22 protein-coding genes and 1 pseudogene are annotated in these 21,975 nt (G+C 67.7%); 11 read left to right on the top strand and 12 right to left on the bottom strand.

Features of this window, described 5'->3' with window-relative positions:
* A pseudogene (locus tag IEY58_RS26705) lies at positions 1 to 111 on the top strand (IS5-like element ISNeu3 family transposase); the annotation flags it as partial.
* 254 nt (positions 112 to 365) lie between these two features.
* Entirely contained in the window at positions 366 to 518 is a 153-nt protein-coding gene (locus tag IEY58_RS26710) for a hypothetical protein (protein ID WP_189051221.1), read from the top strand.
* A gap of 54 nt (positions 519 to 572) precedes the next feature.
* Here IEY58_RS26710 and IEY58_RS26715 read toward each other — a convergent pair whose 3' ends face one another.
* Positions 573 to 1,028, bottom strand: a complete 456-nt coding sequence (locus tag IEY58_RS26715) for a GNAT family N-acetyltransferase (protein WP_189051222.1) — start codon at positions 1,026 to 1,028, stop codon at positions 573 to 575.
* A gap of 102 nt (positions 1,029 to 1,130) precedes the next feature.
* Complete coding sequence (locus IEY58_RS26720; RefSeq protein WP_189051223.1) at positions 1,131 to 2,285, bottom strand: divergent polysaccharide deacetylase family protein; 1,155 nt, start codon at positions 2,283 to 2,285, stop codon at positions 1,131 to 1,133.
* 184 nt (positions 2,286 to 2,469) lie between these two features.
* Here IEY58_RS26720 and IEY58_RS26725 point away from each other — a divergent pair, with 184 nt between their 5' ends.
* The 6 genes from IEY58_RS26725 (at position 2,470) to lexA (ending at position 7,445) form a co-directional block, all read left to right on the top strand.
* Positions 2,470 to 3,054, top strand: a complete 585-nt coding sequence (locus tag IEY58_RS26725) for an anthranilate synthase component II (protein ID WP_189051224.1) — start codon at positions 2,470 to 2,472, stop codon at positions 3,052 to 3,054.
* Positions 3,051 to 4,079, top strand: coding sequence for an anthranilate phosphoribosyltransferase (gene trpD / locus IEY58_RS26730; RefSeq protein WP_189051225.1), 1,029 nt, complete (start codon positions 3,051 to 3,053; stop codon positions 4,077 to 4,079). Before IEY58_RS26725 ends, trpD begins: the two co-directional genes overlap by 4 nt.
* A gap of 9 nt (positions 4,080 to 4,088) precedes the next feature.
* Positions 4,089 to 4,886: an indole-3-glycerol phosphate synthase TrpC gene (gene trpC, locus IEY58_RS26735; RefSeq protein ID WP_189051226.1), complete on the top strand. Its 798-nt coding sequence runs from the start codon at positions 4,089 to 4,091 to the stop codon at positions 4,884 to 4,886.
* A complete protein-coding gene (moaC, locus tag IEY58_RS26740) occupies positions 4,883 to 5,362 on the top strand; it encodes a cyclic pyranopterin monophosphate synthase MoaC (RefSeq protein WP_189051227.1) in 480 nt (159 codons plus the stop codon). Before trpC ends, moaC begins: the two co-directional genes overlap by 4 nt.
* Complete coding sequence (locus IEY58_RS26745) at positions 5,359 to 6,582, top strand: molybdopterin molybdotransferase MoeA (protein ID WP_189051228.1); 1,224 nt, start codon at positions 5,359 to 5,361, stop codon at positions 6,580 to 6,582. Before moaC ends, IEY58_RS26745 begins: the two co-directional genes overlap by 4 nt.
* A 140-nt stretch (positions 6,583 to 6,722) precedes the next feature.
* A complete protein-coding gene (gene lexA, locus IEY58_RS26750) occupies positions 6,723 to 7,445 on the top strand; it encodes a transcriptional repressor LexA (protein WP_189051229.1) in 723 nt (240 codons plus the stop codon).
* Here the strand turns inward: lexA and IEY58_RS26755 are convergent.
* Positions 7,439 to 9,616: a ComEC/Rec2 family competence protein gene (locus tag IEY58_RS26755; RefSeq protein WP_189051230.1), complete on the bottom strand. Its 2,178-nt coding sequence runs from the start codon at positions 9,614 to 9,616 to the stop codon at positions 7,439 to 7,441. The two genes, lexA and IEY58_RS26755, sit on opposite strands and share 7 nt — an antisense overlap.
* A gap of 181 nt (positions 9,617 to 9,797) precedes the next feature.
* Between IEY58_RS26755 and gltX the strand changes: the two genes are divergently transcribed.
* From gltX to IEY58_RS26770, 3 genes are all read left to right on the top strand, one after another.
* On the top strand, positions 9,798 to 11,195 hold the full coding sequence (gltX, locus tag IEY58_RS26760; RefSeq protein ID WP_189051231.1) for a glutamate--tRNA ligase: 1,398 nt from the start codon (positions 9,798 to 9,800) through the stop codon (positions 11,193 to 11,195).
* Between the two features lie 101 nt (positions 11,196 to 11,296).
* A complete protein-coding gene (gene gltA, locus IEY58_RS26765; protein WP_189051232.1) occupies positions 11,297 to 12,601 on the top strand; it encodes a citrate synthase in 1,305 nt (434 codons plus the stop codon).
* A complete protein-coding gene (locus IEY58_RS26770) occupies positions 12,594 to 12,806 on the top strand; it encodes a hypothetical protein (protein WP_189051233.1) in 213 nt (70 codons plus the stop codon). The genes gltA and IEY58_RS26770 overlap by 8 nt, the downstream gene beginning before the upstream one ends.
* Before the next feature lie 30 nt (positions 12,807 to 12,836).
* Here the strand turns inward: IEY58_RS26770 and IEY58_RS26775 are convergent, their stop codons facing one another.
* The 9 genes from IEY58_RS26775 to rseP form a co-directional block, all read right to left on the bottom strand.
* Positions 12,837 to 13,337, bottom strand: a complete 501-nt coding sequence (locus IEY58_RS26775; protein WP_189051234.1) for a GNAT family N-acetyltransferase — start codon at positions 13,335 to 13,337, stop codon at positions 12,837 to 12,839.
* Positions 13,334 to 14,536 carry a lipid-A-disaccharide synthase gene (gene lpxB, locus IEY58_RS26780; protein ID WP_229743972.1) on the bottom strand — a complete coding sequence of 401 codons (1,203 nt, stop codon included), beginning with the start codon at positions 14,534 to 14,536 and terminating at the stop codon, positions 13,334 to 13,336. The genes IEY58_RS26775 and lpxB overlap by 4 nt, the downstream gene beginning before the upstream one ends.
* Complete coding sequence (locus tag IEY58_RS26785; RefSeq protein ID WP_189051235.1) at positions 14,533 to 15,354, bottom strand: LpxI family protein; 822 nt, start codon at positions 15,352 to 15,354, stop codon at positions 14,533 to 14,535. Before IEY58_RS26785 ends, lpxB begins: the two co-directional genes overlap by 4 nt.
* Positions 15,344 to 16,144 (bottom strand): acyl-ACP--UDP-N-acetylglucosamine O-acyltransferase, encoded by an 801-nt coding sequence (gene lpxA / locus IEY58_RS26790; protein WP_189051236.1) that lies wholly within the window; start codon positions 16,142 to 16,144, stop codon positions 15,344 to 15,346. The genes IEY58_RS26785 and lpxA overlap by 11 nt, the downstream gene beginning before the upstream one ends.
* Before the next feature lie 15 nt (positions 16,145 to 16,159).
* Complete coding sequence (fabZ, locus tag IEY58_RS26795) at positions 16,160 to 16,627, bottom strand: 3-hydroxyacyl-ACP dehydratase FabZ (protein WP_189051237.1); 468 nt, start codon at positions 16,625 to 16,627, stop codon at positions 16,160 to 16,162.
* A 4-nt stretch (positions 16,628 to 16,631) separates the two neighbouring features.
* Entirely contained in the window at positions 16,632 to 17,654 is a 1,023-nt protein-coding gene (lpxD, locus tag IEY58_RS26800; protein ID WP_189051238.1) for a UDP-3-O-(3-hydroxymyristoyl)glucosamine N-acyltransferase, read from the bottom strand.
* A gap of 13 nt (positions 17,655 to 17,667) precedes the next feature.
* On the bottom strand, positions 17,668 to 18,378 hold the full coding sequence (locus tag IEY58_RS26805) for an OmpH family outer membrane protein (RefSeq protein ID WP_189051239.1): 711 nt from the start codon (positions 18,376 to 18,378) through the stop codon (positions 17,668 to 17,670).
* A gap of 14 nt (positions 18,379 to 18,392) precedes the next feature.
* Positions 18,393 to 20,660: an outer membrane protein assembly factor BamA gene (gene bamA / locus IEY58_RS26810; RefSeq protein WP_229743973.1), complete on the bottom strand. Its 2,268-nt coding sequence runs from the start codon at positions 20,658 to 20,660 to the stop codon at positions 18,393 to 18,395.
* Between the two features lie 101 nt (positions 20,661 to 20,761).
* Positions 20,762 to 21,877 (bottom strand): RIP metalloprotease RseP, encoded by a 1,116-nt coding sequence (gene rseP / locus IEY58_RS26815; protein ID WP_189051240.1) that lies wholly within the window; start codon positions 21,875 to 21,877, stop codon positions 20,762 to 20,764.
* Positions 21,878 to 21,975 lie beyond the last annotated feature (98 nt).

A 21,975-nucleotide genomic window follows, 5' to 3' on the forward strand; every position in this document is an offset into this window, starting at 1 on the left:
TTCTTCAACAAGCTCAAGCACTTCAGGCGCATCGCCACCAGATATGACCGCAGAGCTATCTATTTCCTCGCCGCCCTGCATCTCGCCAGCGCGATGATCTGGATGCGCTGAATGTCGATTCGTCCTAATGGTCCGGGAATATCTCGGATCTGAACGGGGTCTGGTCGTCGACGGCGCTGCGGATGCGCCGGCATGAGGCAAAGCAGACCCCGTTTCCAGTGATCGGCGTTTAGCGGCTGTTTTCCGTCGTCGCCCGGGAGTCTTCGCGGGTTGCGCAATTCGGGTCACTCGAAGGCGCAGCTGCGGGGGCGTGACCGACGGGCCGACGGCAGCGTGGCAGATCGCGGCCTCTCGAGGAGGAATGGATGTACTCGCTTTCGGGCAGGTCGCCCGGCCGATTCGGCTCGGGCCATGAGCTCTCGCAACTCACCGATCGCGGGGATGGTCCTGGCGACGTGCTCGGTGCCTGGATTGCCGTGCTGGCACTGTTCGTGGCCCTCGCCTCCTGCTTCGGTTGACCGTGCCCATGCTGGGCACCCTCGGCAACAGGTCAAATCCTTGGAGCAGAGGGGCTAGAAGATCTTCCGGTACTGCACGAAGCCGGAGCGGTCGGCGATCCGGTCATAGAGCTTCATGGCGTCCTTGTTGGTCTCGTGGGTCAGCCAGTGGACCCGTGACGCCCCCGTGGCCCGCGCATGCGCGTAGACATGATCGATCAGCACCCGGCCGGCGCCCGTGCCGCGCGCGGTTTCGGCCACAAACAGGTCCTGCAGATAGATGTAGTCGCCGACCGTCCAGCACGAGCGGTGGCGGATGTGATGGACGATACCGATCGCCCGGCCGTCGCGGAGCGCCAGCGCGCCTTTCATCGGTTCGGCCGGGTCGAGCAGCCGGGACCAGGTGACCGCGCGGACCTGGTCCGGAAGCTGTGTCTCATAGAAGGTGAGATAGCCCTGCCAGAGCGGGTCCCAGACGTCGTGATCGCCGGCTTCGAGCGGACGAACGATGACGGCGGCTTGGTCGCTCATGGCTGGGGCTCCTGTCGTTGCCGCCTTTCTTATCCCGCCGTGCTGAACGGCGGCAGCGCCAGTGCGGGTGCTATCGGCAAGCCACTTTGCGAGCCGCCCGCCCTATCCGCCGGTCTTGGCGACGCGCGCCGCCTGCGTCTGCTCGTGCGCGACGATCGCGCTCACGGGCACCAGCTGAAACCCCTTGGCCGCGACCGTCGGCAGCCATTGCCGGAGCTCGGCGATGGTCGCGTCGTGCGGATGGCCGATCGCGATCGCGACGCCGTTCTTGCGCGCCACCGCCTCGGTCTGCGCCAGCTCTCGCGCGACCTCGGGATCGGTCATGAAATTGTCGAGGAAGACGTCGCGCCCGACCGATGGCACGCCCATCTGCCGGGCGGTCGCGAGCCCGACCGAGTGCGGGGTGGTGCGCGAATCGAGGAAGAACAGGCCGCGCTGACGCAGTTGCTCGAGCACGATGGTCATGCCTGGCTGCGACTCGGTGAATTTGCTGCCCATGTGGTTGTTGACACCGACGAAGCCGTCCATGCGGCCCAACCCCCAGATCACCCGGCGGCGCAGCTCGTCGTCGTCGAGCCCGGTCACGAGCGCGTTCGGGCCCGGATCGACATGGCGCGCCTGCGGCTCCATCGGCATGTGCAGCATGATCTCGTCGCCATGCGCCCGGCCGACCGCCGTCTGCTTCGCCAGGTCGTCGGCATAGGTCATGAACGACAGTGTCAGCGGGCCGGGCAGCGTCATGACCTCGGCCGAGCGCTTGCGGTCGAGCCCCATGTCGTCGATCACGATGGCGATCATCGGCTGGCCGGCGACCGGTGCGGACGGCAGCGCGTTGCGTCGCCAGGCCGGCTCGCCGTGGGGCGCCGGCAGCACCACAGGCGGCGGCGCCACCGGCTTCGCGGGCTCGACGGGCGGCGGAGCCGGCGGCAGCGAGGCGACCTCGGGGCCTGCAACAGCTTCGGGATCGCTTGCGGGCGGCGCGCTCTGCGGCTTGGCGGGGCCCTTGTCGGCGGTCGCTTCCTCGATCAGCGGCGCCAGCGTATCGGTGCCATGGCGCTGAGCGGGTTGGACCGGCTGCGGCGACGGGATGAGCGGCGTCTCGATGCGATGCGGCAGCGACACGCTCTTCTGCTCGGGCTTCTCGGGCCGCGGCGTCTCCCGCTCAGGGGTCAGGATCAATGCCATGACCCCGGCCGCGAGCGCCAACGCCGCGACCGATGCCCAGAGCTGCCAGCGCCGCTTGCCCCTGCCCGCCATCCCCTTGCCCACTATGCCCCGTCCCGCCTGTTAACCTTGTTGGACGTTGTAGCCGGTTCACATCGGCGCGTCAGCCGGATCCTCTTGCCGCACCCGACCTTTCGAGCCTGCCGCCAAGCTGCTATATGGGGAGTTCTGCTTGGCCGCCCCGGGGCGCGGCCGGCCGCCATGGACTGTGCTCGCGATGTTCCTGCTCATCGATAACTACGACAGCTTCACGTACAATCTCTGGCACTACCTGTCGGAGCTGGGTGCCGAGATCAAGGTGGTGCGCAACGACGCGCTCACGGTCGAGCAAGCGCTGGCGCTGAAGCCCCAGGGGCTGATCATCTCGCCCGGTCCCGGCACGCCGATCCAGTCGGGCATCACCGTGCCGATCGTCGAGGCGGCGGGTGCGCTGCCGGTGCTGGGCGTCTGCCTCGGCCATCAGGCGATCGGCGAGGCGTTCGGCGGCCGGGTCGTGCGCGCGCCGGAACCGATGCACGGCAAGCTGAGCCCCGTCACCCACGACGGCAGCGGCCTGTTCCTGGGCCTGCCGAACCCCATCACCGTCACGCGCTATCACTCGCTGATCGTCGAGCGGTCAAGCCTGCCCGCGACGCTGCGCATCACGGCGGAGACGGCGGACGGCCTCATCATGGGGCTCGAGCATGTCGAGCGGCCGATCCATGGCGTGCAGTTCCATCCGGAAAGCATCGCGTCCGAGGCCGGCAAGCCGCTGCTCGCCAATTTCCTGGCGCTCGCGACCGGCCGGAAGATTGCCGCATGACCCAGCCGAACTTCAAGACCTGGCTTGCCGAACTCGCCAACGGCAAAGAGCTCGACGAGCAGGAAGCCGAAGCCGCGTTCGACATGATGATGTCGGGCGATGCGACGCCGTCGCAGATGGGCGCCTTCCTGATGGCGCTCCGCCTGCGCGGCGAGACGGTCGAGGAGATCACCGGCGCCGCCCGCAGCATGCGCGCCCGCGTGCTGCCGATCGACGCCCCGCCCGGCGCCATCGACACCTGCGGCACCGGTGGCGACAGCAGCGGCACGTTCAACATCTCGACCGCGAGCTCGCTGATCATTGCCGCTTGCGGCGTGCCGGTCGCCAAGCACGGCAACCGCGCCCTCTCCTCCAAATCCGGCGCCGCCGACGTGCTGACCGCGCTCGGCGTCAACATCGACGCGCCCATGGAGCTGGTGCGCCAGGCGCTGTGGGAGATCAACGTCGGCTTCCTGATGGCGCCCCGCCACCATGGCGCCATGCGCCATGTCGGGCCGACGCGCGTCGAGCTCGGCACGCGGACGATCTTTAATCTGTTGGGCCCGCTCACCAACCCGGCTGGCGTCACGCGGCAGGTCATGGGCGTGTTCGCCGCCAAATGGGTGACGCCGCTCGCCGAGGTGCTGCAGCGGCTCGGCAGCGAAGCCTGCTGGGTCGTCCATGGCGACGGGCTGGACGAGCTCACCACCGCCGGCACCAGCCATGTCGCGGCACTCCGTCAGGGCAAGATCGAGAGCTTCACCCTGACCGCGGCCGATGCCGGCCTGCCCCAGGCGCGACGCGAGGACCTGCTCGGCGGCACGCCGGAGGAGAACGCCGCGATGATGCGGACGCTGCTCGGTGGCGCCAAGGGGCCGATCCGCGACATCGTGCTCCTGAACAGCGCCGCGGCGCTCCTGGTCGGCGGCAAGGCCGCGGACCTCCGTGCCGGCGTCAAGCTCGCCGGCGAGGCGATCGACAGCGGCGCTGCGGCCCGCGTGCTCGACCGCCTGATCGAGATCACCAATTCGACGGAAACGGCGTAGGATCTTTCCATGAGCGACATCCTGGCCGAAATCGTCGCGCGCAAGCGCGACGATCTGAAAGCCGTTAAGACGGCGCAGCCGTTCGCCACGGTCGACCGCGCGGCACGGCAGAGCCCGGCGCCGCGCGGCTTCGCCGCCGCGATCGAACGCAAGCTTGCCGCCGGCCGCTACGCCCTCATCACCGAGATCAAGCGCGCCTCGCCCTCGGGCGGGCTCATCCGGCCGGACTTCGACCCGGCAGCGCTTGCCCGCGCCTACGAGGCGGCCGGGGCTGCCTGTCTCTCCGTACTGACCGACGAGCCCTATTTCCAGGGCACCATTGCGCATCTTCAGGCGGCACGCGCCGCCGTGGCGCTGCCGGTGCTGCGCAAGGATTTCATGGTCGACCCCTATCAGGTGGCGGAAGCGCGGGCGATCGGCGCCGACTGCATCCTGATCATCATGGCGGCGCTTGCCGACGGCCACGCGGCCGAACTTGCCGCCACGGCGCACGACTATGGGCTCGACGTGCTCATCGAGGTGCACGACCGCGTCGAGCTCGACCGGGCGCTCAAGCTCGACGCCCGCCTGCTCGGTATCAACAACCGCAATCTCAAGACCTTGAAGACCGACCTCGCCACGACCGAAGCGCTGGCCGCCGCCGTGCCGCAGGACCGTGTGCTGGTGAGCGAGAGCGGCCTCAAGACCGCGGCCGATCTTGCGCGCATGAGCGCCGTCGGCGCCCGCACCTTCCTCGTCGGCGAATCGCTGCTGCGCCAGGAGGACGTGGCGCAGGCGACCTTGCGCCTTCAAGGGCTCGCGGCATGACTGATCTCACGCATTTCGACGCCGAGGGCCGCGCCGTCATGGTCGACGTCTCCGACAAGGCGGAGACCGAGCGCGTCGCCGTGGCGCGCGGCTCGATCACCATGGCGCCGGAAACGCTGGAGCGCATCCGCCGCGGCGCGGTCGAGAAGGGCGACGTCCTGTCGGTCGCCCGGCTCGCCGGCATCATGGGCGCCAAGCGCACGCCGGACCTGATCCCGCTCTGCCATCCCCTCGCCCTCACCTCCGTCAAGCTCGAGCTCCGCCTGGCGCCGGAGCGGAATGCCGTCGAGATCGAGGCGACCTGCAAGCTCAAGGGCCGGACCGGCGTCGAGATGGAGGCGCTGACCGCCGTCTCGATAGCGGCGCTGACGATCTACGACATGGTGAAGGCGGTCGACCGCGCGATGGTGATCGGCGACATCCGCCTGGTGCACAAGTCCGGCGGCAAGTCGGGCACCTGGGAGGCGCCACGATGATCTCAGTCGCCGACGCGCTCGCCCGGATTCGCGAGGGCCTGACGCCACTTGGCGCGGAGCTCATCTCGCTCGCCGACGCCTATGGCCGGGTGCTGGCCGAGGATCTGACCGCCCGACGGACCCAGCCGCCCTTCGCCGTCTCGGCCATGGACGGCTATGCCGTGCGCGCGGCCGATGTCGCGGTGCTGCCGACCCGGCTGAAGCTGGTGGGATATGTCCCGGCCGGCGGCCGACACGAGGGCACGCTCGGCCCGGGCGAGGCGGTGCGCATCTTCACCGGCGCCCGGTTGCCGGACGGCGCCGACGCGGTTGTGATCCAGGAGGATACCGAGGCCAGCGACGGCACCGTGCTGGTGCACGACACGGTCGGCGCGTTCGGCCCCGGCCGCCACGTCCGCCAGGCCGGCATCGATTTCGTCGAGGGCGAGGTCGGGCTCAAGGCCGGCCGGCGCCTGTCCGCCCGCGATGTCGGCCTCGCCGCCGCGATGAACCGGCCCTGGCTCATGGTGCACCGCCGGCCGCGAGTCGCGATCCTGCCGACCGGCGACGAGGTGGCGCTGCCTGGCGACCCGATCGGCCCGAATCAGATCGTAAGCTCGAACGGCGCAGCCTTGGCCGCGTTGATCGCGGCCTCGGGCGGCATTCCGATCCAGCTCGGCATCGCACGCGACGACGGCGCCACGCTCAAGACCATGGCGCGCGGGGCCGAAGGGGCCGACCTGCTGGTCACGATCGGCGGCGCCTCGGTCGGCGAGCATGACCTGGTCAAGTCGGCACTGGGCGAGATCGGCCTCACGGTCGATTTCTGGAAGATCGCCATGCGGCCGGGCAAGCCCTTGATGTTCGGCCGTCTGGGCGCGACTGCCGTGCTGGGCCTGCCTGGCAATCCAGTCTCGGCGCTCGTTTGCGGCATGCTGTTCCTCAGGCCCGCGCTCGAGCGGCTGCAAGGCCTGCCGGGCGACGGTCCGCTGCCCGAGCCGGCGCTGGCCGGCGCCGCCCTCGCCGCCAACGACGGCCGCCAGGACTACTTGCGGGCGCGACTCGTGCGCGGCCCCGATGGCGCCTGGGTCGCGATGCCGTTCGAGAAGCAGGATTCCTCGATGATGTCGGCGCTCGCCGGCGCCGATTGCCTGATCGTGCGCCCGCCCGCCGCCCCGGCCGTGCCGGCCGGCGCCCCAGTGGACGTCATCCGCCTTAGCGAGGGTGCTTACGCACTCTAACGTGCGGGAATGTCACCGCTTGGACACTTGACCCGACGCCAGAACCAAACTAGAACATTTAACAGTGTTTAGGTTTTGTTCCATCGTCGCCCAAGTGCCCCGGTTGGCCTGAAGCGACGCCACAAATGAGGTGCCGCGCAATGTTGACGAAGAAGCAACAGGAACTCCTGATCTTCATCAACGAGCGTCTGACCCAAAGCGGCGTCTCGCCCTCCTTCGAGGAGATGAAGGAGGCGCTCAACCTCCGGTCCAAATCGGGCATCCACCGGCTGATCAGCGGGCTCGAGGAGCGCGGCTTCATCCGGCGCCTCGCGCATCGCGCCCGGGCACTCGAGGTGCTGAAATTGCCGGATGCCTTCGCCGCCCCAACCGCGACCGTCGAGAAGGCCGCCGATCGCGGTGGCAAGTTCTCGCCGACGGTGATCCGCGGCGACTTCAAGACCGCCCTGCCCGGCACCCCGCCGGACGTCGAGGCCGAGGCGGTGCAACTGCCGCTCTACGGCCGGATCGCCGCCGGCACGCCGATCGCAGCACTCCGCGACACCAGCAACACCATCGGCATCCCGGCCGCCATGCTGACCGGCCGCGCCGAGCATTACGCGCTCGAGGTGGCCGGCGACAGCATGATCGATGCCGGCGTGCTCGACGGTGACACGGTGATCATCCAGCGCTGCGACACGGCGGACAACGGCACGATCGTCGTCGCTCTGGTCGACGAAGAAGAGGTCACCCTAAAGCGCATCCGCCGCAAGGGCGCTTCGATCGCGCTTGAGCCGGCAAACAAGGCCTACGAGACGCGCATCTTCGGCCCCGACCGGGTCAAGGTGCAGGGTCGCCTGGTCGGGCTGTTGCGCCGCTACTGAGCCGGCGCGCTTACGCTGCCCGGCGTCCTGGGCTGGGGTACCCACGGCCGGTCGCCGCGGGACGCATTCGCACTCTCGATCCGCAGCGGCTCCTCGAGCCAGAGCGCGGTTGCGCCGTAGCGGCGCAGATCGGCGAGATCGATCACGCGGGTCCGGCCAGCGCAGCGGCGCGGCGCCCGTACCAGCGACAATACCAGGTCGGCCGAGCGGCATTCTTCGTCGAGTGCCGCGACGCTGCGTACCAGTGCAATCCGCCGGCCGGGCCGCTCAAGGATGCAGCCATCGTCGTCGCAGCGGATAGCGCCATGCTCCGCCGCCTCTCCGGCCGTCGGCAGATGCCCGGCGGCGATGCCGCCGGCACTCCTGAGCCAGTTCTCGGCGGCGAGCCGGTCGGCCCGGTCCGATGACAGAAGATAGGCGTCACCTGAACGGATGGCGACGAGTGCGCCGTCGCCGGCCAGCAGCAGGTCCGGCGGCCGCGCGGTCGTGAGGCTGGCGATGCCGATGAGGATCGGCGCCAGGCCCCAGCGACGCCAGGGCGTGGTCCAGAGGGCCAGCCATAGGCCCCCGACCGTGATCGACAGCAGGCCCCAGACCGGCATCGACGGCAGGTCGAGTGCCGCACTCGGCAGGCCGGCGGTCCAATGGGCAACCCGCTCGATGAGGTCCAGCCCCCAGCCCATGGGTACCAGTCCGAGCCGTTCGAGGCCGAGCGGCATCAACAGGCAGGAGACGAGCGCCCAGGGCATGACCCAGACGCCGGCGAGCGGCACGGCGATCAGGTTGGCCGGCACCGAGAACAGCGCAAAGCGGTTGAAATGATAGATCGCGAAGGCCGCCGTGCCGAGCGTCGCGACAATCGTCGTGAGCGCGATGCCGAGCAGATGCAGGAGGCCCTGGCCGATCGGCCCGGTATCGCGCCGGAGGCCGCCGAGCCGATTACCCCAGGTTTCGTAGAACGCGATCAGGCCCAGGACCGCGGCGAAGGACATCTGGAAGCTGACGCCGACGATCGCGACGGGATCGAGCGTCATGACCAGCAAGGCGGCCCAGGCGAGGCTGCGCATGCCGATCGGCTGCCGGTCGATCAGGATCGCGAGCAGGGCGAGCGCGCACATGACGAAGGCACGCTCCGTCGGCACGGCGGCGCCGGAGATCGCCAGATAGAGCGTCGCCACCGCGAGCGCGCCGGCGGCCGCCCATTTCTTGATCGGATAGGCGAGCGCCACGCGCGGCACCAGCGCCAGCATGGCCCGGATCGCGAAGAAGGCGGCGCCGGTCGCAAGCGTCATGTGCAGCCCGGCGATGACCAGCAGATGGGCGAGGCCGGAATCGCGGAAATCCTGGTTGACCGCGGCCGGGATGGCGCCGCGCTCGCCCGTGATGATCGCGGCGGCGATCGCGCCCTCCGCCCCGGGCAGAGCGGCGTGGATCCGTGTCGCCATCATGTCGCGGAGTGCATGCAACGCGGCGGAGAGGCTGCCGCGTTCAGCCGGTGTCACCACGGCGGGGCCGGTCGCGAAGCCGACACCGCCCAGCCGCTGGAAGAACGCCTGGCGCTGGAAGTCGAACCCGCCCGGCAGCGCCGGCGCCGGCGGCGGCATCAGCACCGCCGCGACGGACAGCCGGTCGCCCGGTTCCGGGACGGGGCCGTCGGCCTTGAGGCGCAGGCGCACCCGCGCCGGCGTCCGCTCCGGCGCCAGGCGATCGAGATGTGGTGCCGCGAGCGTCACACGCACACCCTCGGCCAACGTCTCGACCAGATCGACGCGCCCTTCGACCGTGACCGGCCCGAGCCGGCGGTCGAGCACCGGCGCCGTGGCACGCCAGGTCTCGAACTGGGCGGCGGCGAAGCCGCTCGCCGCGAAGCAGAGCGGCAAGGTCGCGAGCAGCACGGCGGGCGCTGCCGCATGGGCGCTGCGCCGAGCCCACAGGCTCACGCCGGCGAGCGGCACGGCGAAGGCGAGACCAAGGCCAGCCCAAGGCTCGACGGCCAGCGCGAAATAGGCGCCGATGCCGAGCGCGAAGGCGACCGGCAGCCAGAGGACCCAGCGCTCGCGCTCGGCCATCAAGCCGCGATGCAGCGTCCGTCCGAGCCGCTCGAGGGCAAGCCGGACCGGCAGGTGCCAAGCCCCGGCGCCCGCGTCCCGTCCCGCCGCGTGATCAACCATCCGCCCGCCTCGCGCTCAAGACGCAAAACCCTCCGAAACATAATACAGAGGTTGCGCACGCGGCCAGGGGTGCAATGGAGCGGCGCCCGGTGGAACAAGAGCCTCTGGTGCTGACGTCGCACGGTGCTATGGTCGCGCCCCCATGGGGTTTTCACCCAATCCTTCCGTTCCCGAGTGACCGATGACCGTTATCGCCCGTTTTGCCCCCTCGCCGACCGGCTATCTCCATATCGGCGGCGCCCGCACGGCGCTGTTCAACTGGCTGTTCGCGCGTCATCACGGCGGCAAGTGCCTGCTGCGCATCGAGGATACCGACCGGGTGCGCTCGACCGAGGCCGCCATCAAGGCGATCATCGACGGGCTCGCCTGGCTCGGCCTCGACTTCGACGGCGACATCGTCATGCAGTTCAAGCGCGCGCCGCGCCATGCGGAGGTGGCGCATGCCATGCTCGCGGCCGGCACCGCCTATTACTGCTACTGCACGCCCGAGGAGCTGGAGGCGATGCGCGAGAAGGCGCGCGCCGAGGGCCGGCCGGTGCGCTACGACGGCACCTGGCGCGACCGCGACCCGTCCGAGGCGCCGCCGGGCGTGAAACCGGTCATTCGCCTCCGGGCGCCGCAGACCGGCTCGACCGTGATCCGCGATGGCGTCCAGGGCGAGGTGACCGTCGACAACGAGCAGCTGGACGACCTGGTGCTGCTGCGCGCCGACGGCACGCCCACCTATATGCTGTCGGTCGTGGTCGACGATCACGACATGGGCATCACCCATGTCATCCGCGGTGACGACCATCTGACCAACGCCTTCCGCCAGGCCCAGATCTATCGCGCCAACAATTGGTCGGTACCCGAGTTCAGCCATATCCCGCTGATCCACGGCCCCGACGGCGCCAAGCTGTCGAAGCGCCACGGCGCGCTCGGCATCGAGGCCTATCGCGAGATGGGCTATCTGCCCGAGGCGCTCCGGAACTATCTGCTCCGGCTCGGCTGGGGCCACGGCGACGACGAGATCATCCCGACCGAACAGGCGATTTCGTGGTTCGATCTGCCGGGCATCGGCCGCGCGCCGGCCCGGCTCGACTATGCCAAGCTCGATAACCTCAACGGACACTATATGCGGCAAGCTGACGACGGCAGGCTCGTCGACCTCGTCGCCGAGCGGATCGGCCCGTTCAACCAAGCGCAGCGCGCAATCCTGCTGGCCGCCATGGCGGGCTTGAAAGCGCGGGCGAAGACCCTGGTCGAGCTGGCCGACAATGCCCGTTTCTACGTCGCGGCCCGGCCGATCCCGATGGACGAGAAGGCGGCGGCGCTCGGCACCGAGGAGGCGCGCGCGCGGCTCGGCCGGCTGGCCGGCCGCCTCAAGGACCAGGCGGAATGGACGGAAACTGCGCTCGAAGCGGCGATCCGCGCCTTCGTCGAGGCGGAGGGCGTGAAGCTCGGCGCGGTCGCCCAGCCGCTGCGCGCGGCGCTTGCCGGCGCCGTCACGTCGCCCGGCATCTTCGAGGTGATGGCCGTGCTCGGCCGGGATGAGGCACTCGGCCGCATCGGCGATTTCGCCGGGGTTGCCCTGGATTGAAGATGCCCCATGAACGATATTTGCTAAGATGTGCGGAGCAGCATAAGGTGCTCCGCGCCGCCGCAGCAGCATCCCTTTGCCTCCCATAGGGGACATTCCGAATGGACAGCAAACCCTCAGAGACCGTCACGCTGATCGACAATTCGACCGGCAAGCAGGTCACCCTGCCGCTCATCTCCGGCTCTGTCGGCCCCAAGGTCATCGACATCCGCAAGCTCTATGCGGAGACCGGCCACTTCACCTTCGATCCGGGCTATACCTCGACCGGTTCCTGTGAATCGAAGATCACCTACATCGATGGCGACGCCGGCGTGCTGCTCTATCGCGGCATTCCGATCGAGGAGCTGGCGGAACACAGCGACTTCCCCGAGACCTGCTACCTGCTCTTGAACGGCGAGCTGCCGACCGCGGCGCAGAAGACCAAGTTCGAGCGCGACATCACCATGCACACCATGGTGCACGAGCAGCTCGCAACCTTCTATCGCGGCTTCCGGCGCGACGCTCACCCGATGGCCGTCATGTGCGGCGTCGTGGGCGCGCTCTCGGCCTTCTATCATGATTCGACCGACATTCATGATCCGGAGCAGCGCAAGATCGCGTCCTATCGCCTGATCGCGAAGATGCCGACGATCGCCGCCATGGCGTACAAGTATTCGGTCGGCCAGCCGTTCATGTATCCGAAGAACTCGCTGAAATATGCCGAGAACTTCCTCCACATGTGCTTCGCCGTGCCGTGCGAGGAATATGTGGTGAGCCCGACGCTCGCCAAGGCGATGGACCGGATCTTCGTGCTCCATGCCGATCACGAGCAGAATGCGTCGACCTCGACCGTGCGCCTCGCCGGCTCGTCGGGCGCCAATCCGTTCGCCTGTATCGCCGCCGGCATCGCCTCGCTCTGGGGCCCCGCCCACGGCGGCGCCAACGAAGCGGTGCTGAAGATGCTCGACGAGATCGGGCATAAGAGCCGCATTCCTGAGTTCGTGCGGCGTGCCAAGGACAAGAACGACACGTTCCGCCTGATGGGCTTCGGCCATCGCGTCTACAAGAACTTCGACCCGCGCGCCAAGGTCATGCGCCAGACCTGCTACGAGGTGCTGAACGAGCTCGGCGTCCACGACGACCGGCTCGAGCTCGCCATGGAGCTCGAGAAGCTGGCGCTCGAAGACGATTACTTCGTCGAGAAGAAGCTCTATCCGAACGTCGACTTCTATTCGGGCATCATCCTGAAGGCGATGGGCTTCCCGGTGTCGATGTTCACCGCACTCTTCGCGGTCGCGCGCACGGTCGGCTGGGTCTCGCAGTGGAACGAGATGATCGAGGACGAAGGCCAGAAGATCGGCCGTCCGCGTCAGCTCTATACCGGCACCGATCGGCGGCCCTACGTGCCGCTGACGGCGCGTGGATAACGGCTTCCATCGCATAGACGACCTTCCGAAGGGGGGCGAGCCGCCGGATCGCATCGTCGATCCGACCTCGACCACCCTTCGGGGGGCACGCCTTGTCGCGGCCAACGACAACCGCGCCCCGCTGTCGCTTCGCCTGAAGCGAGCGGCCCTGCTGCTCATCGCCGGCGGTGCCGCCATCTGGCTGTTCTGGACCGGCCTGCGCTAAGCGGCCGGTTCAGCCGGCCACCTGCCGGAACTACTCGCCTGCGCCCTGCAGATCGAAGCACCAGTCGTTGCTGCGCATGAGGTGCCCGGGCGGGTATTCGAAATCGCATTCCCCGATCAGGCGGAATCCCAATCCGCGGCAGATGGCGTTCGACGGAAGATTTTCCGGTGCCGGGAAGGCGTGAAGGAATCGATGCAGCCTCTCACGCCGCAGAATCTCGATGAGCGCGGCAGCAGCACCACGTGCAATACCGCGCCCCTGGAATTCCGGGAAGATCGCCCAGCCGGTCTCGTAGACAGTCTCATCGCGCCAGAGCCGCTCCCAATAGCCGATGGAGCCCGCGGCCTGGCCGTCGCTTAGCACCGCGAACATCCGTGTCCGGCCAGGCTCCGCGCTTGCGAGATAACGCTGGTGCCGGCGCTCCAGCTCCTCAGATGTCTCGGAGCCGCCGATATGTTCGGTCTGCGCCGGCGTGTTGTTCCGTTCCAGCAGGGGGAAATCACCCTCCGACCAGCGCCTGAGCTCGATCATGATCGGCCTTCCTTCCGCCGGTCTGCGGCCGCCACCAGCTCCAGCACCTTGTCCGCGGCCCGCAGGCTCGGCGCTTCCCCGTCCCGCCCGATCTGCTGGAGGGCGGCCCGCGAGCCTTCGATCTGCAGCCGGCGGGCGTCCGGGTCGCTCAGCAGCCGCTCGACCGCGTCCGCGAGCCGCTCCGGCGTGCAGTCGTGCTGCAGCAGCTCGGGGATCATTGGACGATCGAGCAGCAGGTTGATGAGCGTCGCGTACTTGATCTTGATCGTCCGGCTGACGACGAAATGGGTCGGCCCCCAGATGCGGTAGCCGATGACCATCGGCACGCGCGCCATGGCGAGCTCGAGAGCCACCGTGCCCGATGCCGCGAGTGCCGCGGTGCTGGCTGCGAAAGCATCGAACTTCTCAGTGGAACCGCGCACCAGAATGGTGCGGCCGGACCAGTCCGCTATCGCTTCGGCAACCCGGTTCGCGACCGTCTCGACCGTGGGCACGACGACGACCAGGTCGGAATGGCGCTGGCGCAATCGCTCGACCGTCTCGCGGAACACCGGCAGGAGCCGGCTCACTTCGCTCTTGCGGCTGCCGGGCAACATGCAGAGCACCGTCGCGTCGGGGGCGATGCCGTGGCGCGCCCGGAAGGCCGGACCGTCGCCATGGTCGGCGCCGCCCTCGATCACCGGATGGCCGACATAGCTCGCCGGCAGCTTCACATGCTCGAAATAGGGCGGCTCGAACGGCAGCAGGGTCAGAAGATGGTCCGCCGCCTTGGCGGCCGAGCGCGCGCGATGGGCGCGCCAGGCCCAGACCATGGGCGCCACGTAGTGGACCAGCACCGGCCGCGGGCTCTTGAGCTTGATCTTCTCCGTGACGCGGAAGCAGAAGCCCGAGCTGTCGATGGTGACGACCGCGACCGGCGCCTTGGCCTCGATGTCGGCAATCGTCTCGCGGATGCGGCGGATCAGGTTGAAGATCTGCGGCAGGATCTCGACCATGCCCATGATGGCAAGCTCGCGGATCGGCAGCAGGCTCTCGAGCCCCTCCACCGCCATCTGCTCGCCGCCGACGCCGGCGAACCGGACCCGGCCGCCGAGGCGCTGGCGCAGCGCCCGCATCAGCCGGGCTCCGATCACGTCGCCGGACGGCTCGCCCGCGATCAGGTAGTAAAGCGGCGGCTCTTCGACCATCACATCGGTCATGACGGCTTCCGGCAACCGATGACGAACAGGCCGAGACGATCGGCCCGGGCCGCAACCTCGTCCCGGTCGATCACCAGGCTGCCGCCGGCCTCGATCGCGATGCCGCGCAGGCCGGCCTGGTGCGCGAGGTCGACTGTCTGCGGCCCAATGGTTGGTAGATCGGCCCGCCGCTCCTGCTGCGGCTTCTTTGCCTTGACCAGCACGCCACCCGGCCCCTCCCGGCGCAGCGTGCCGCAGCGCCGCATCAGCGCGTCCGTGCCCTCGATTGCCTCGACGCCCAGCACGACACCCTGCTGCACCACTGCCGACTGTCCGATGTCGAGCACGCCGAGCGCGTCGACGACGCGGAAGCCGTGAGCGATGTCGACCTCTGCCTGGGCATCGGGCCGGTGCCGACCGTAGCAGCCCTCGGTCGCGACCGCGTCGGTCAGCACACTGTCCACGCCGACGAGCGTGAAGCCTTCGGATTCAAGCTCCTTGATGACCGCGCTCAGAAGCCCGTCGTCGCCGAGCGCGCGCAGGCCGACCTTGGCATAGAGTTTGGCCGCCCGCCAATCGGGCCGGAGGCTCGCGAGCGACGGGCGCTTCAAGGCGCCGGCCATGATCAGCTCGACCACGCCCTGCTCTTTCAAGAGCTTGATGCCGGTCCCGGCAGCGCCGAGGCGCACCCAGGCATGGGGCGCTCCCGCGACCGTTGCCGGATCCGCCTCGCCTTCGATCGCCAGCACGAAATAGGGGCGTCCGGTCTCGCGGCACTTCTCGGCCAGTTTCGCCGGCAGCCCGCCGCTGCCGGCGACAATGCCGAGCTTAGGCGCCATTTTCCGCGTCGGGTTGCACGATCCGCCGGCTCGAGTCAGTGCGGATGAAATCGATGATTTCCATGACCGCGCTATCGGTCGCGTAATGCTCGGCCACGGCGGCAATCCGGTCGGCCTGGGTGCCATCGGCCGCGAACAGCTCGGAATAGGCCTGGCGGATCGCTCGGATCTGATCCGGCGTGAAGCCGTTCCGCTGCAGGCCGCGCAGGTTGAGCCCGACCAGGCGCGCCCGGTCGCCGACCACCATCCCGTACGGGATGACGTCGCGCTCGACGCCGGTTAGCCCGCCGACCATCGCATATTGGCCGATCCGGCAGAATTGATGCACGGCGGACAGGCCACCCAGGAAGGCGAAGTCGCCGACGATGACATGGCCCGCGAGCGTGGCGTTGTTCGCGAACACCACGTCGTTGCCGACCTGGCAATCATGACCGACGTGGGCGCCGGCCATGTAAAGACCGCGGTCGCCTACCTTGGTCAGCATGCCGCCGCCCTCGGTGCCGATATTCATCGTGACGCCTTCGCGGATCACGTTGTCTTCGCCGATCTCGAGGCGCGCGGGCTCGCCCTTGTACTTCTTGTCCTGGGGGATCTGGCCCAGCGAGGCAAAGGGAAAGACCCGCGTGCGCGCACCGATCGCCGTGTCGCCGGTGACGACGACATGGGACTGCAGCACCACGCCCGCGCCGAGCGTGACTTCGGGTCCGACGCAGCAATAAGGGCCGATCGTGACGTCGTCGGCGAGCCGGGCGCCCGGCTCGACGATCGCTGTCGGATGGATTTCAGGCATGAACCGCGGTGCCGATCAGCCGTTGTTGACGATCATGGCGGTATAGGTCGCCTCGGCCATCAGCTGGCCGTCCACCCGCGCCTCGCCGGTGAAGCGCCAGACGTTGGCCCGGTTGCGCTCCTTCTTGACGTGGATGCGCAGCTGGTCGCCAGGGCCTACGGGCTTGCGGAAGCGCGCGTTCTCGACGCTCATGAAATAGACGAGCCGCCGGTCCGACTTCGGCATCGCATGCACGACGACGCAGGCGGCCGTCTGGGCCATCGCCTCGACGATCAGCACGCCAGGCATGATCGGGTGGCCCGGGAAATGTCCCTGGAAGAACGGTTCGTTGAACGTGACATTCTTGATGCCGACCGCGCTCTCATTCGGCACGAGTTCGACGAGCTTGTCGATCAACAGGAACGGATAGCGGTGCGGCAACAGCTCCATGATCTGGAGAATGTCGAGATCGGGTGCCGATCCCTTCTGCTCGACCGTGTCCATAAGCTTACTGGTCCTTCTTTTTAGCCATTCGGTTGAGCACGGCCGTCTGACGATGCCACTGCATGATCGGCACCGCCGGGCTGCCGCCCACCGCGGTGCCGGCGGGAACGTCGCGCACGACCCCGGCCTGGCCGCCGACCTTGGCTCCCTCGCCGACCGAGAGATGACCGACGATGCCCGCCTGGCCGCCAACCGTGACGAAATCGCCGAGCCGCGACGAGCCCGAGATGCCGGACTGTGCCACCATGACACATCCGCGCCCCAACACCACGTTGTGGGCGATCTGCACCAAATTATCAATCATCGAGCCCGCGCCGATCACCGTGTCCGGCCCAGCGCCGCGGTCGACGGTCGAGTTCGCGCCGATCTCGACATCATCGCCGATCCGAACGCGGCCGAGTTGCGGAATCTTTACATGGCCCGCCGGATCCATGGCGAAGCCGAACCCGTCCTGGCCGATCCGCGCCCCGGGGTAGAGCGTGACCCGATCGCCCATCAGGCAATGGCTGACCGTGACATTGGGTCCGATCAGGCAATCCCGCCCGATGACACAGCCGTCGCCAATGACCGTGTTGGCGCCGATGGCGCTACCGGCGCCGATCTCGACACGGGCACCGATCACGGCATGGGCCGCGATCGCCACTCCTTCGCCCAGCACCGCCGACGGATCGATCACGGCGCTGGGCGCAATGCCGGTCGCCGGCCTGGGCGCTGGGTAAAACTGGCGGGCAGCGCGCGCGAAGGCGATATAGGGATTGCCCGTGACGAGCAGCGTCACGCCGGCCGGCGCCCGGTGCGCCTGGTCGGGATGCACGAAGGCAGCACCAGCCTTCGTCTGCTGGAACGCCGCAGCGTATTTCGGATTGGCGAGGAACGTGAGGTCCGTCGGGCCGGCGGTGTCGAGCGGCGCCACGTCCGCGAGCGACAGGTCGCTTCGACCGGCGCCGCCGACCTCGGCGCCGGTCAGGCGCGCGAGTTCGGCGACGGTGAACGGACCGGCCGCACGAAAGAAGCGCGGATCGGCCATCGCATTTAAGCTCTTACTTCTTCTTCGCCGGCTTCGCCGGCTCGGCCTGGGCCGCGGCAGGCTGGGCCGCGGGGGCCTGCGCCTGCGCCGGCTGGCCGCCGGCGACTTCCGACGGCTTCGGAATGGTGAGCGTGAGCGAGGGCAGCTTCTCGTCAAGACGCTTCAGCGCTTCCTGGCTCGCATCGTAGGACGTCTCATAGAGGAACACCTGCGACTTGTAGAGCACGAGGTTGGCGCCCCGCTCGGTCGTGAGCTGCTGAACCACTTCGGCCAAGGCCTGCTGCAGCTTCTGGCGTGCCTCGCCAACACCCTGGCTCAGCGCCCGGTCACGCAGCTGCGCCTCGCGCTGGTAGGCCGCGACCTTCTGCTGGAATTCCCGGGCCTTGGTCTCGAACTGGTCGGCCGGCAGCGTGCTGCGCTGCTTCGTCAGGTCTTCCTCTTCCTTGCGCAGCTCGTTCTCGCGCCCGCCGAACTCCTTCTGCATCGCGGTCCGCTGCGAGTCGAGCTGGCCCTGCAGCGACTTGCCGGCCTTGGACACGCCCATGATGCCTTCGAAGTCCACGATCATGACGATCGGGGCCGGCACCGGCGGCGGCGCATTCGTGCCCGCGGCGAGAGTCGGCGCCGCGGCCGGCTTCGTCTGCGCCAGCGCCGAGCCCGACGCACCGATCAAAAGAGCGACCATGGAAGCGACGGCCACCCGCTGGAGAAACACGCGAGTCATGAACAGATCCTTGATTAGAACTTCGTGCCGAAACTAACACGGAAAACTTCCGTGTTGTCATGCGGGCCTTTCTTGACGGGCACACCCAGGTCGACCTTGATCGGGCCCATCGGCGATTTCCAGGACACTCCGACACCCGTCGCCACGCGAATCTCGTGGCTGTCGGTGATCGGATGCCCCGCAATCGGCGTCACGTCAATGCCATAGGCCGAACCGGCATCGACGAAGTAACGGCCGGAAATGCCGAGCTCCTCGGGCAGTCCCAGCGGAATCTGCTGGGTCGCCTGCACCGTATAATACTGATTGGCGCCGAGGCTGTCGTCGCTCGTCGAATCACGCGGGCCGATACCGGCATTGGCGAAGCCACGCAGATTGTCGCCGCCGACGAAGAAGCGGTCGGCGAGGCGCACGCCCTGGCCGAGGCCGTTGATATCGCCGTATTCGGCCACGATGCCGAGCGTCCATTTCGGCGCCCAGGTGATATAGGTGCCGCCGCTCACGATGTTCTTGGAATAGGCGACATTGCCGCCGAGGCCGGCGATCGTGGTGTCGAGCTGCACGTAGTAGCCGCCCGTCGGCTCGAGCCGGTTGTCGCGCTGGTCGTAGGTCAGCGTCTGGCCGATCGAGGATTCGTTCGTCGTACCCTGGTTCGTCACGTAGACCGAGGCCGAGGTTGCGATGTTGGTGATCTGGTCCTGCCGGACCGTATAGCGCAGCGTGTCATGGACGTTTTCGTACAGGTCGAAGCCCAGGCGCACCGTCGTGCCGAGCGAGTACTCGTCGTAGTTCTGCAGGCGCTGGTTGTTCTGATTGATCCGGAAGATGTCAAAGCCGGCGGCGAGCGGCCGGCCGAGGAAATAGGGTTCAGTGAAGCTCAGGTCCAGGAGGTTGTTGTACTGCGAGATCGTGCCGCTCAGGCGCAGGTCCTGGCCACGACCGAGCAAGTTACGCTCGTGGATGCCGAAATTGCCGAGCAGGCCTTCCGTCGTCGAGAAGCCGGTACCGATCGTCAGGTCGCCGGTCGACTGCTCCTCGACATTGACCGTGATGACGGTCTTGTCGGGTGCTGACCCTTGGGCGTTGGTGACGTCGACCTTCTTGAAGAAACCCAGATTCTTCAGGTTCTGCTCGGACTTCTTGACCTTCGACGTGTTGAATGCGTCGCCCTCGGCCAGCTGGAATTCGCGGCGGATGACGCTGTCGAGCGTACGCACGTTGCCGTTGACGTCGATGCGCTCGACATAGACGCGCGGCCCCTCGGCGATGTCGTAGGTGAGATCGATCGTCCGCGCATCCTTGTTGCGCGTGATGAGCGGCCGGACGTCGATGAAGGCATAGCCGCGGTCGCCGACGGCGGCGGTCAGCTTGTCGATCGACTTCTCGATCAGGTCGGCATTGTACCAGTCGCCGTCCTTGGTGAGCACGACGGGCATCAGGTCCGCGGGCTTCAGGTCCTTGAGGCCGACATTCATGCCGATATGGCCGAAATGGTAGCGCTCGCCTTCGTCCACCGTGAAGGTCAGGATGAAGCCGTCGCGCGCCGGCGTCAGCTCTGCCACCGCTGAGACGACGCGGAAGTCGGCATAGCCCTGCGACAGGTAGTACTTGCGCAGCAGTTCGCGGTCGTAGGTTACCCGGTCCGGGTCGTAATTGTCGTCGCTCGAGAAGAAGCGGTACCAGCGCGATTCCTTGGTCTGGATCTGCGCCTGCAGCTCGTCGTTCGAGAACGCCTTGTTGCCGATGAAATTGATGCTGTTGATGCCGGTGAGCTTGCCCTCGTTGATCTCGAACACGAGGTCGACGCGGTTCTGCGGCAGCTGGATGATCTTGGGCTCGACCGTGGCGGCGAAGCGGCCGCTGCGACGATAGAGGTCGAGGATGCGCTTCACGTCTGCCTGGACGCGCGTGCGGGTATAGACCGTGCGCGGCTTCAATTGGACTTCGTCGTTGAGCGCCTTGTCGTCAAACCGGTCGTTGCCCTCGTAGGCGACACGGTTGATGATCGGGTTCTCGACGACCTTGACGATCAGCGCGTTGCCTTCGCGACGCATCGTGACGTCGGCGAAGAGGCCGGTCGCGAACAGCACCTTCAGCGACTTGTCGAGCTTCTCGCTGTCGAACTGGTCGCCGGGCTGGACCGTCAGATAGGAGCGGATGGTCTCCGGCTCGATTCGCTCCGCCCCTTCGATGCGAACTTCCTCGACAATGCCGCCCGACTGGACCTGTCCCAGCTGCGGTGTTTGAGCGAGTGCGCCCGAAAAGCTCGGCAGCGCCAACGTCAATGCGACTGCGGCCGTGCCGCAACGCAGAAGAACATCCAAAGCTGGACGCAATATGTCCCCCGCCCCTACGCGAAATCAGATTTAGGTCATGAGACCCGGACTTAAGAACCGCCCCACCGTTGCACGACGTCGTTCCACGTCGCGAACACCATGAGCGTCAGCACGAGAGCGAGGCCGATGCGGAAACCATACTCCTGCGCCCGCTGCCCGAGAGGCCGCCCCAACACGGCCTCAGCGGCATAGAACAGCAGGTGCCCACCGTCAAGAACCGGGATGGGGAACAGGTTGATAAGGCCCAAATTTACCGACAGCAGGGCCATGAAATTGATCAGCGGGACGATGCCGAGCTTGGCGACCTCGCCGGACATGGTCGCGATCTTGATCGGGCCGCCCAGATCGTCGGTCGTGCGGGCCCCGGTGATCATCTGGCCGACGCCGTCGAGCGTGGTCGTGACCGCGAGCCAAGTCTGCCGGCCGGCTTCCCACACCGCCGTCGCCGGGTCGAGCTTGGTGAAGACCGCCTGGCTCGTCGCGCGGATGCCAAGCTGGCCCAGCCGATGGTGATGGCCGAAATGATCCTTCTGGTCGACCATCTGCGGCGTGACCGTGAACTTCTGCTCGGTCCCGTTGCGATCGACGGCGAGGTTGATCGGCGTGCCGGTGTTGAGCAGCACGACCTGGACGATGTCCTCGAAGCTACTGATGGTCCGGCCGTCGATGCGCGTGATGACGTCGCCCGCCTGGATGCCGGCGGCGGCGGCGGCACTCTCCGGCATCACCTGGCCCACGGTCGGCGGCGTGACACCGCGGCCGATGGTCATGAACAGGATCGAATAGACGACGATGGTGAACAGGAAATTGGCCGCGGGGCCGGCCGCGATGATCGCGGCGCGCTGCCCCAGCCGCTTGTGATGGAACGAGACCGAGCGCTCGGTCTCGTTCATGTGCTCGAGCGCCTCGGACGGCGCCGAGGCTGCGTCCGCGTCGCCATACATCTTGACGTAGCCGCCGAGCGGGATCGCCGACAGCTTCCAGCGGGTCCCGCTGCGATCGAACCAGCCGAAGAGCTCGGGGCCAAAACCGATCGAGAAGGTCTCGACCTTGACCCCGTTGCGCCGGGCGATGAGATAGTGCCCCATCTCGTGCACGAACACGAGAATCGTGAGCACGACCAGGAACGGCACGATCGTGCCTAGGCCGCCGGTCAAAAAGCTCATCGATCCACTTCCTTCCGTGCCGCAGCGGACCGGTCGTCACCAGCCCTACTGCCCAAGCGATGGCGCAACTGAGCCATCAAATCAATCAAATGGTGCGC

Source organism: Aliidongia dinghuensis (assembly GCF_014643535.1).
Taxonomy (GTDB): Bacteria; Pseudomonadota; Alphaproteobacteria; order ATCC43930; family CGMCC-115725; genus Aliidongia; species Aliidongia dinghuensis.

What these genes read in the sequence shown, in the direction of transcription:
- IEY58_RS26745 (WP_189051228.1), top strand. Translation starts at nt 5,359, where the DNA reads ATGATCTCAGTCGCCGACGCGCTCGCCCGGATTCGCGAGGGCCTGACG.
- fabZ (WP_189051237.1), bottom strand. Translation starts at nt 16,627, where the DNA reads ATGGACACGGTCGAGCAGAAGGGATCGGCACCCGATCTCGACATTCTC.
- gltX (WP_189051231.1), top strand. Translation starts at nt 9,798, where the DNA reads ATGACCGTTATCGCCCGTTTTGCCCCCTCGCCGACCGGCTATCTCCAT.
- IEY58_RS26715 (WP_189051222.1), bottom strand. Translation starts at nt 1,028, where the DNA reads ATGAGCGACCAAGCCGCCGTCATCGTTCGTCCGCTCGAAGCCGGCGAT.
- lexA (WP_189051229.1), top strand. Translation starts at nt 6,723, where the DNA reads ATGTTGACGAAGAAGCAACAGGAACTCCTGATCTTCATCAACGAGCGT.
- IEY58_RS26805 (WP_189051239.1), bottom strand. Translation starts at nt 18,378, where the DNA reads ATGACTCGCGTGTTTCTCCAGCGGGTGGCCGTCGCTTCCATGGTCGCT.
- lpxB (WP_229743972.1), bottom strand. Translation starts at nt 14,536, where the DNA reads ATGACCGATGTGATGGTCGAAGAGCCGCCGCTTTACTACCTGATCGCG.
- lpxD (WP_189051238.1), bottom strand. Translation starts at nt 17,654, where the DNA reads ATGGCCGATCCGCGCTTCTTTCGTGCGGCCGGTCCGTTCACCGTCGCC.
- trpC (WP_189051226.1), top strand. Translation starts at nt 4,089, where the DNA reads ATGAGCGACATCCTGGCCGAAATCGTCGCGCGCAAGCGCGACGATCTG.
- gltA (WP_189051232.1), top strand. Translation starts at nt 11,297, where the DNA reads ATGGACAGCAAACCCTCAGAGACCGTCACGCTGATCGACAATTCGACC.
- trpD (WP_189051225.1), top strand. Translation starts at nt 3,051, where the DNA reads ATGACCCAGCCGAACTTCAAGACCTGGCTTGCCGAACTCGCCAACGGC.
- IEY58_RS26710 (WP_189051221.1), top strand. Translation starts at nt 366, where the DNA reads ATGTACTCGCTTTCGGGCAGGTCGCCCGGCCGATTCGGCTCGGGCCAT.
- IEY58_RS26720 (WP_189051223.1), bottom strand. Translation starts at nt 2,285, where the DNA reads ATGGCGGGCAGGGGCAAGCGGCGCTGGCAGCTCTGGGCATCGGTCGCG.
- moaC (WP_189051227.1), top strand. Translation starts at nt 4,883, where the DNA reads ATGACTGATCTCACGCATTTCGACGCCGAGGGCCGCGCCGTCATGGTC.
- IEY58_RS26755 (WP_189051230.1), bottom strand. Translation starts at nt 9,616, where the DNA reads ATGGTTGATCACGCGGCGGGACGGGACGCGGGCGCCGGGGCTTGGCAC.
- IEY58_RS26725 (WP_189051224.1), top strand. Translation starts at nt 2,470, where the DNA reads ATGTTCCTGCTCATCGATAACTACGACAGCTTCACGTACAATCTCTGG.
- IEY58_RS26775 (WP_189051234.1), bottom strand. Translation starts at nt 13,337, where the DNA reads ATGATCGAGCTCAGGCGCTGGTCGGAGGGTGATTTCCCCCTGCTGGAA.
- lpxA (WP_189051236.1), bottom strand. Translation starts at nt 16,144, where the DNA reads ATGCCTGAAATCCATCCGACAGCGATCGTCGAGCCGGGCGCCCGGCTC.
- IEY58_RS26785 (WP_189051235.1), bottom strand. Translation starts at nt 15,354, where the DNA reads ATGGCGCCTAAGCTCGGCATTGTCGCCGGCAGCGGCGGGCTGCCGGCG.
- rseP (WP_189051240.1), bottom strand. Translation starts at nt 21,877, where the DNA reads ATGAGCTTTTTGACCGGCGGCCTAGGCACGATCGTGCCGTTCCTGGTC.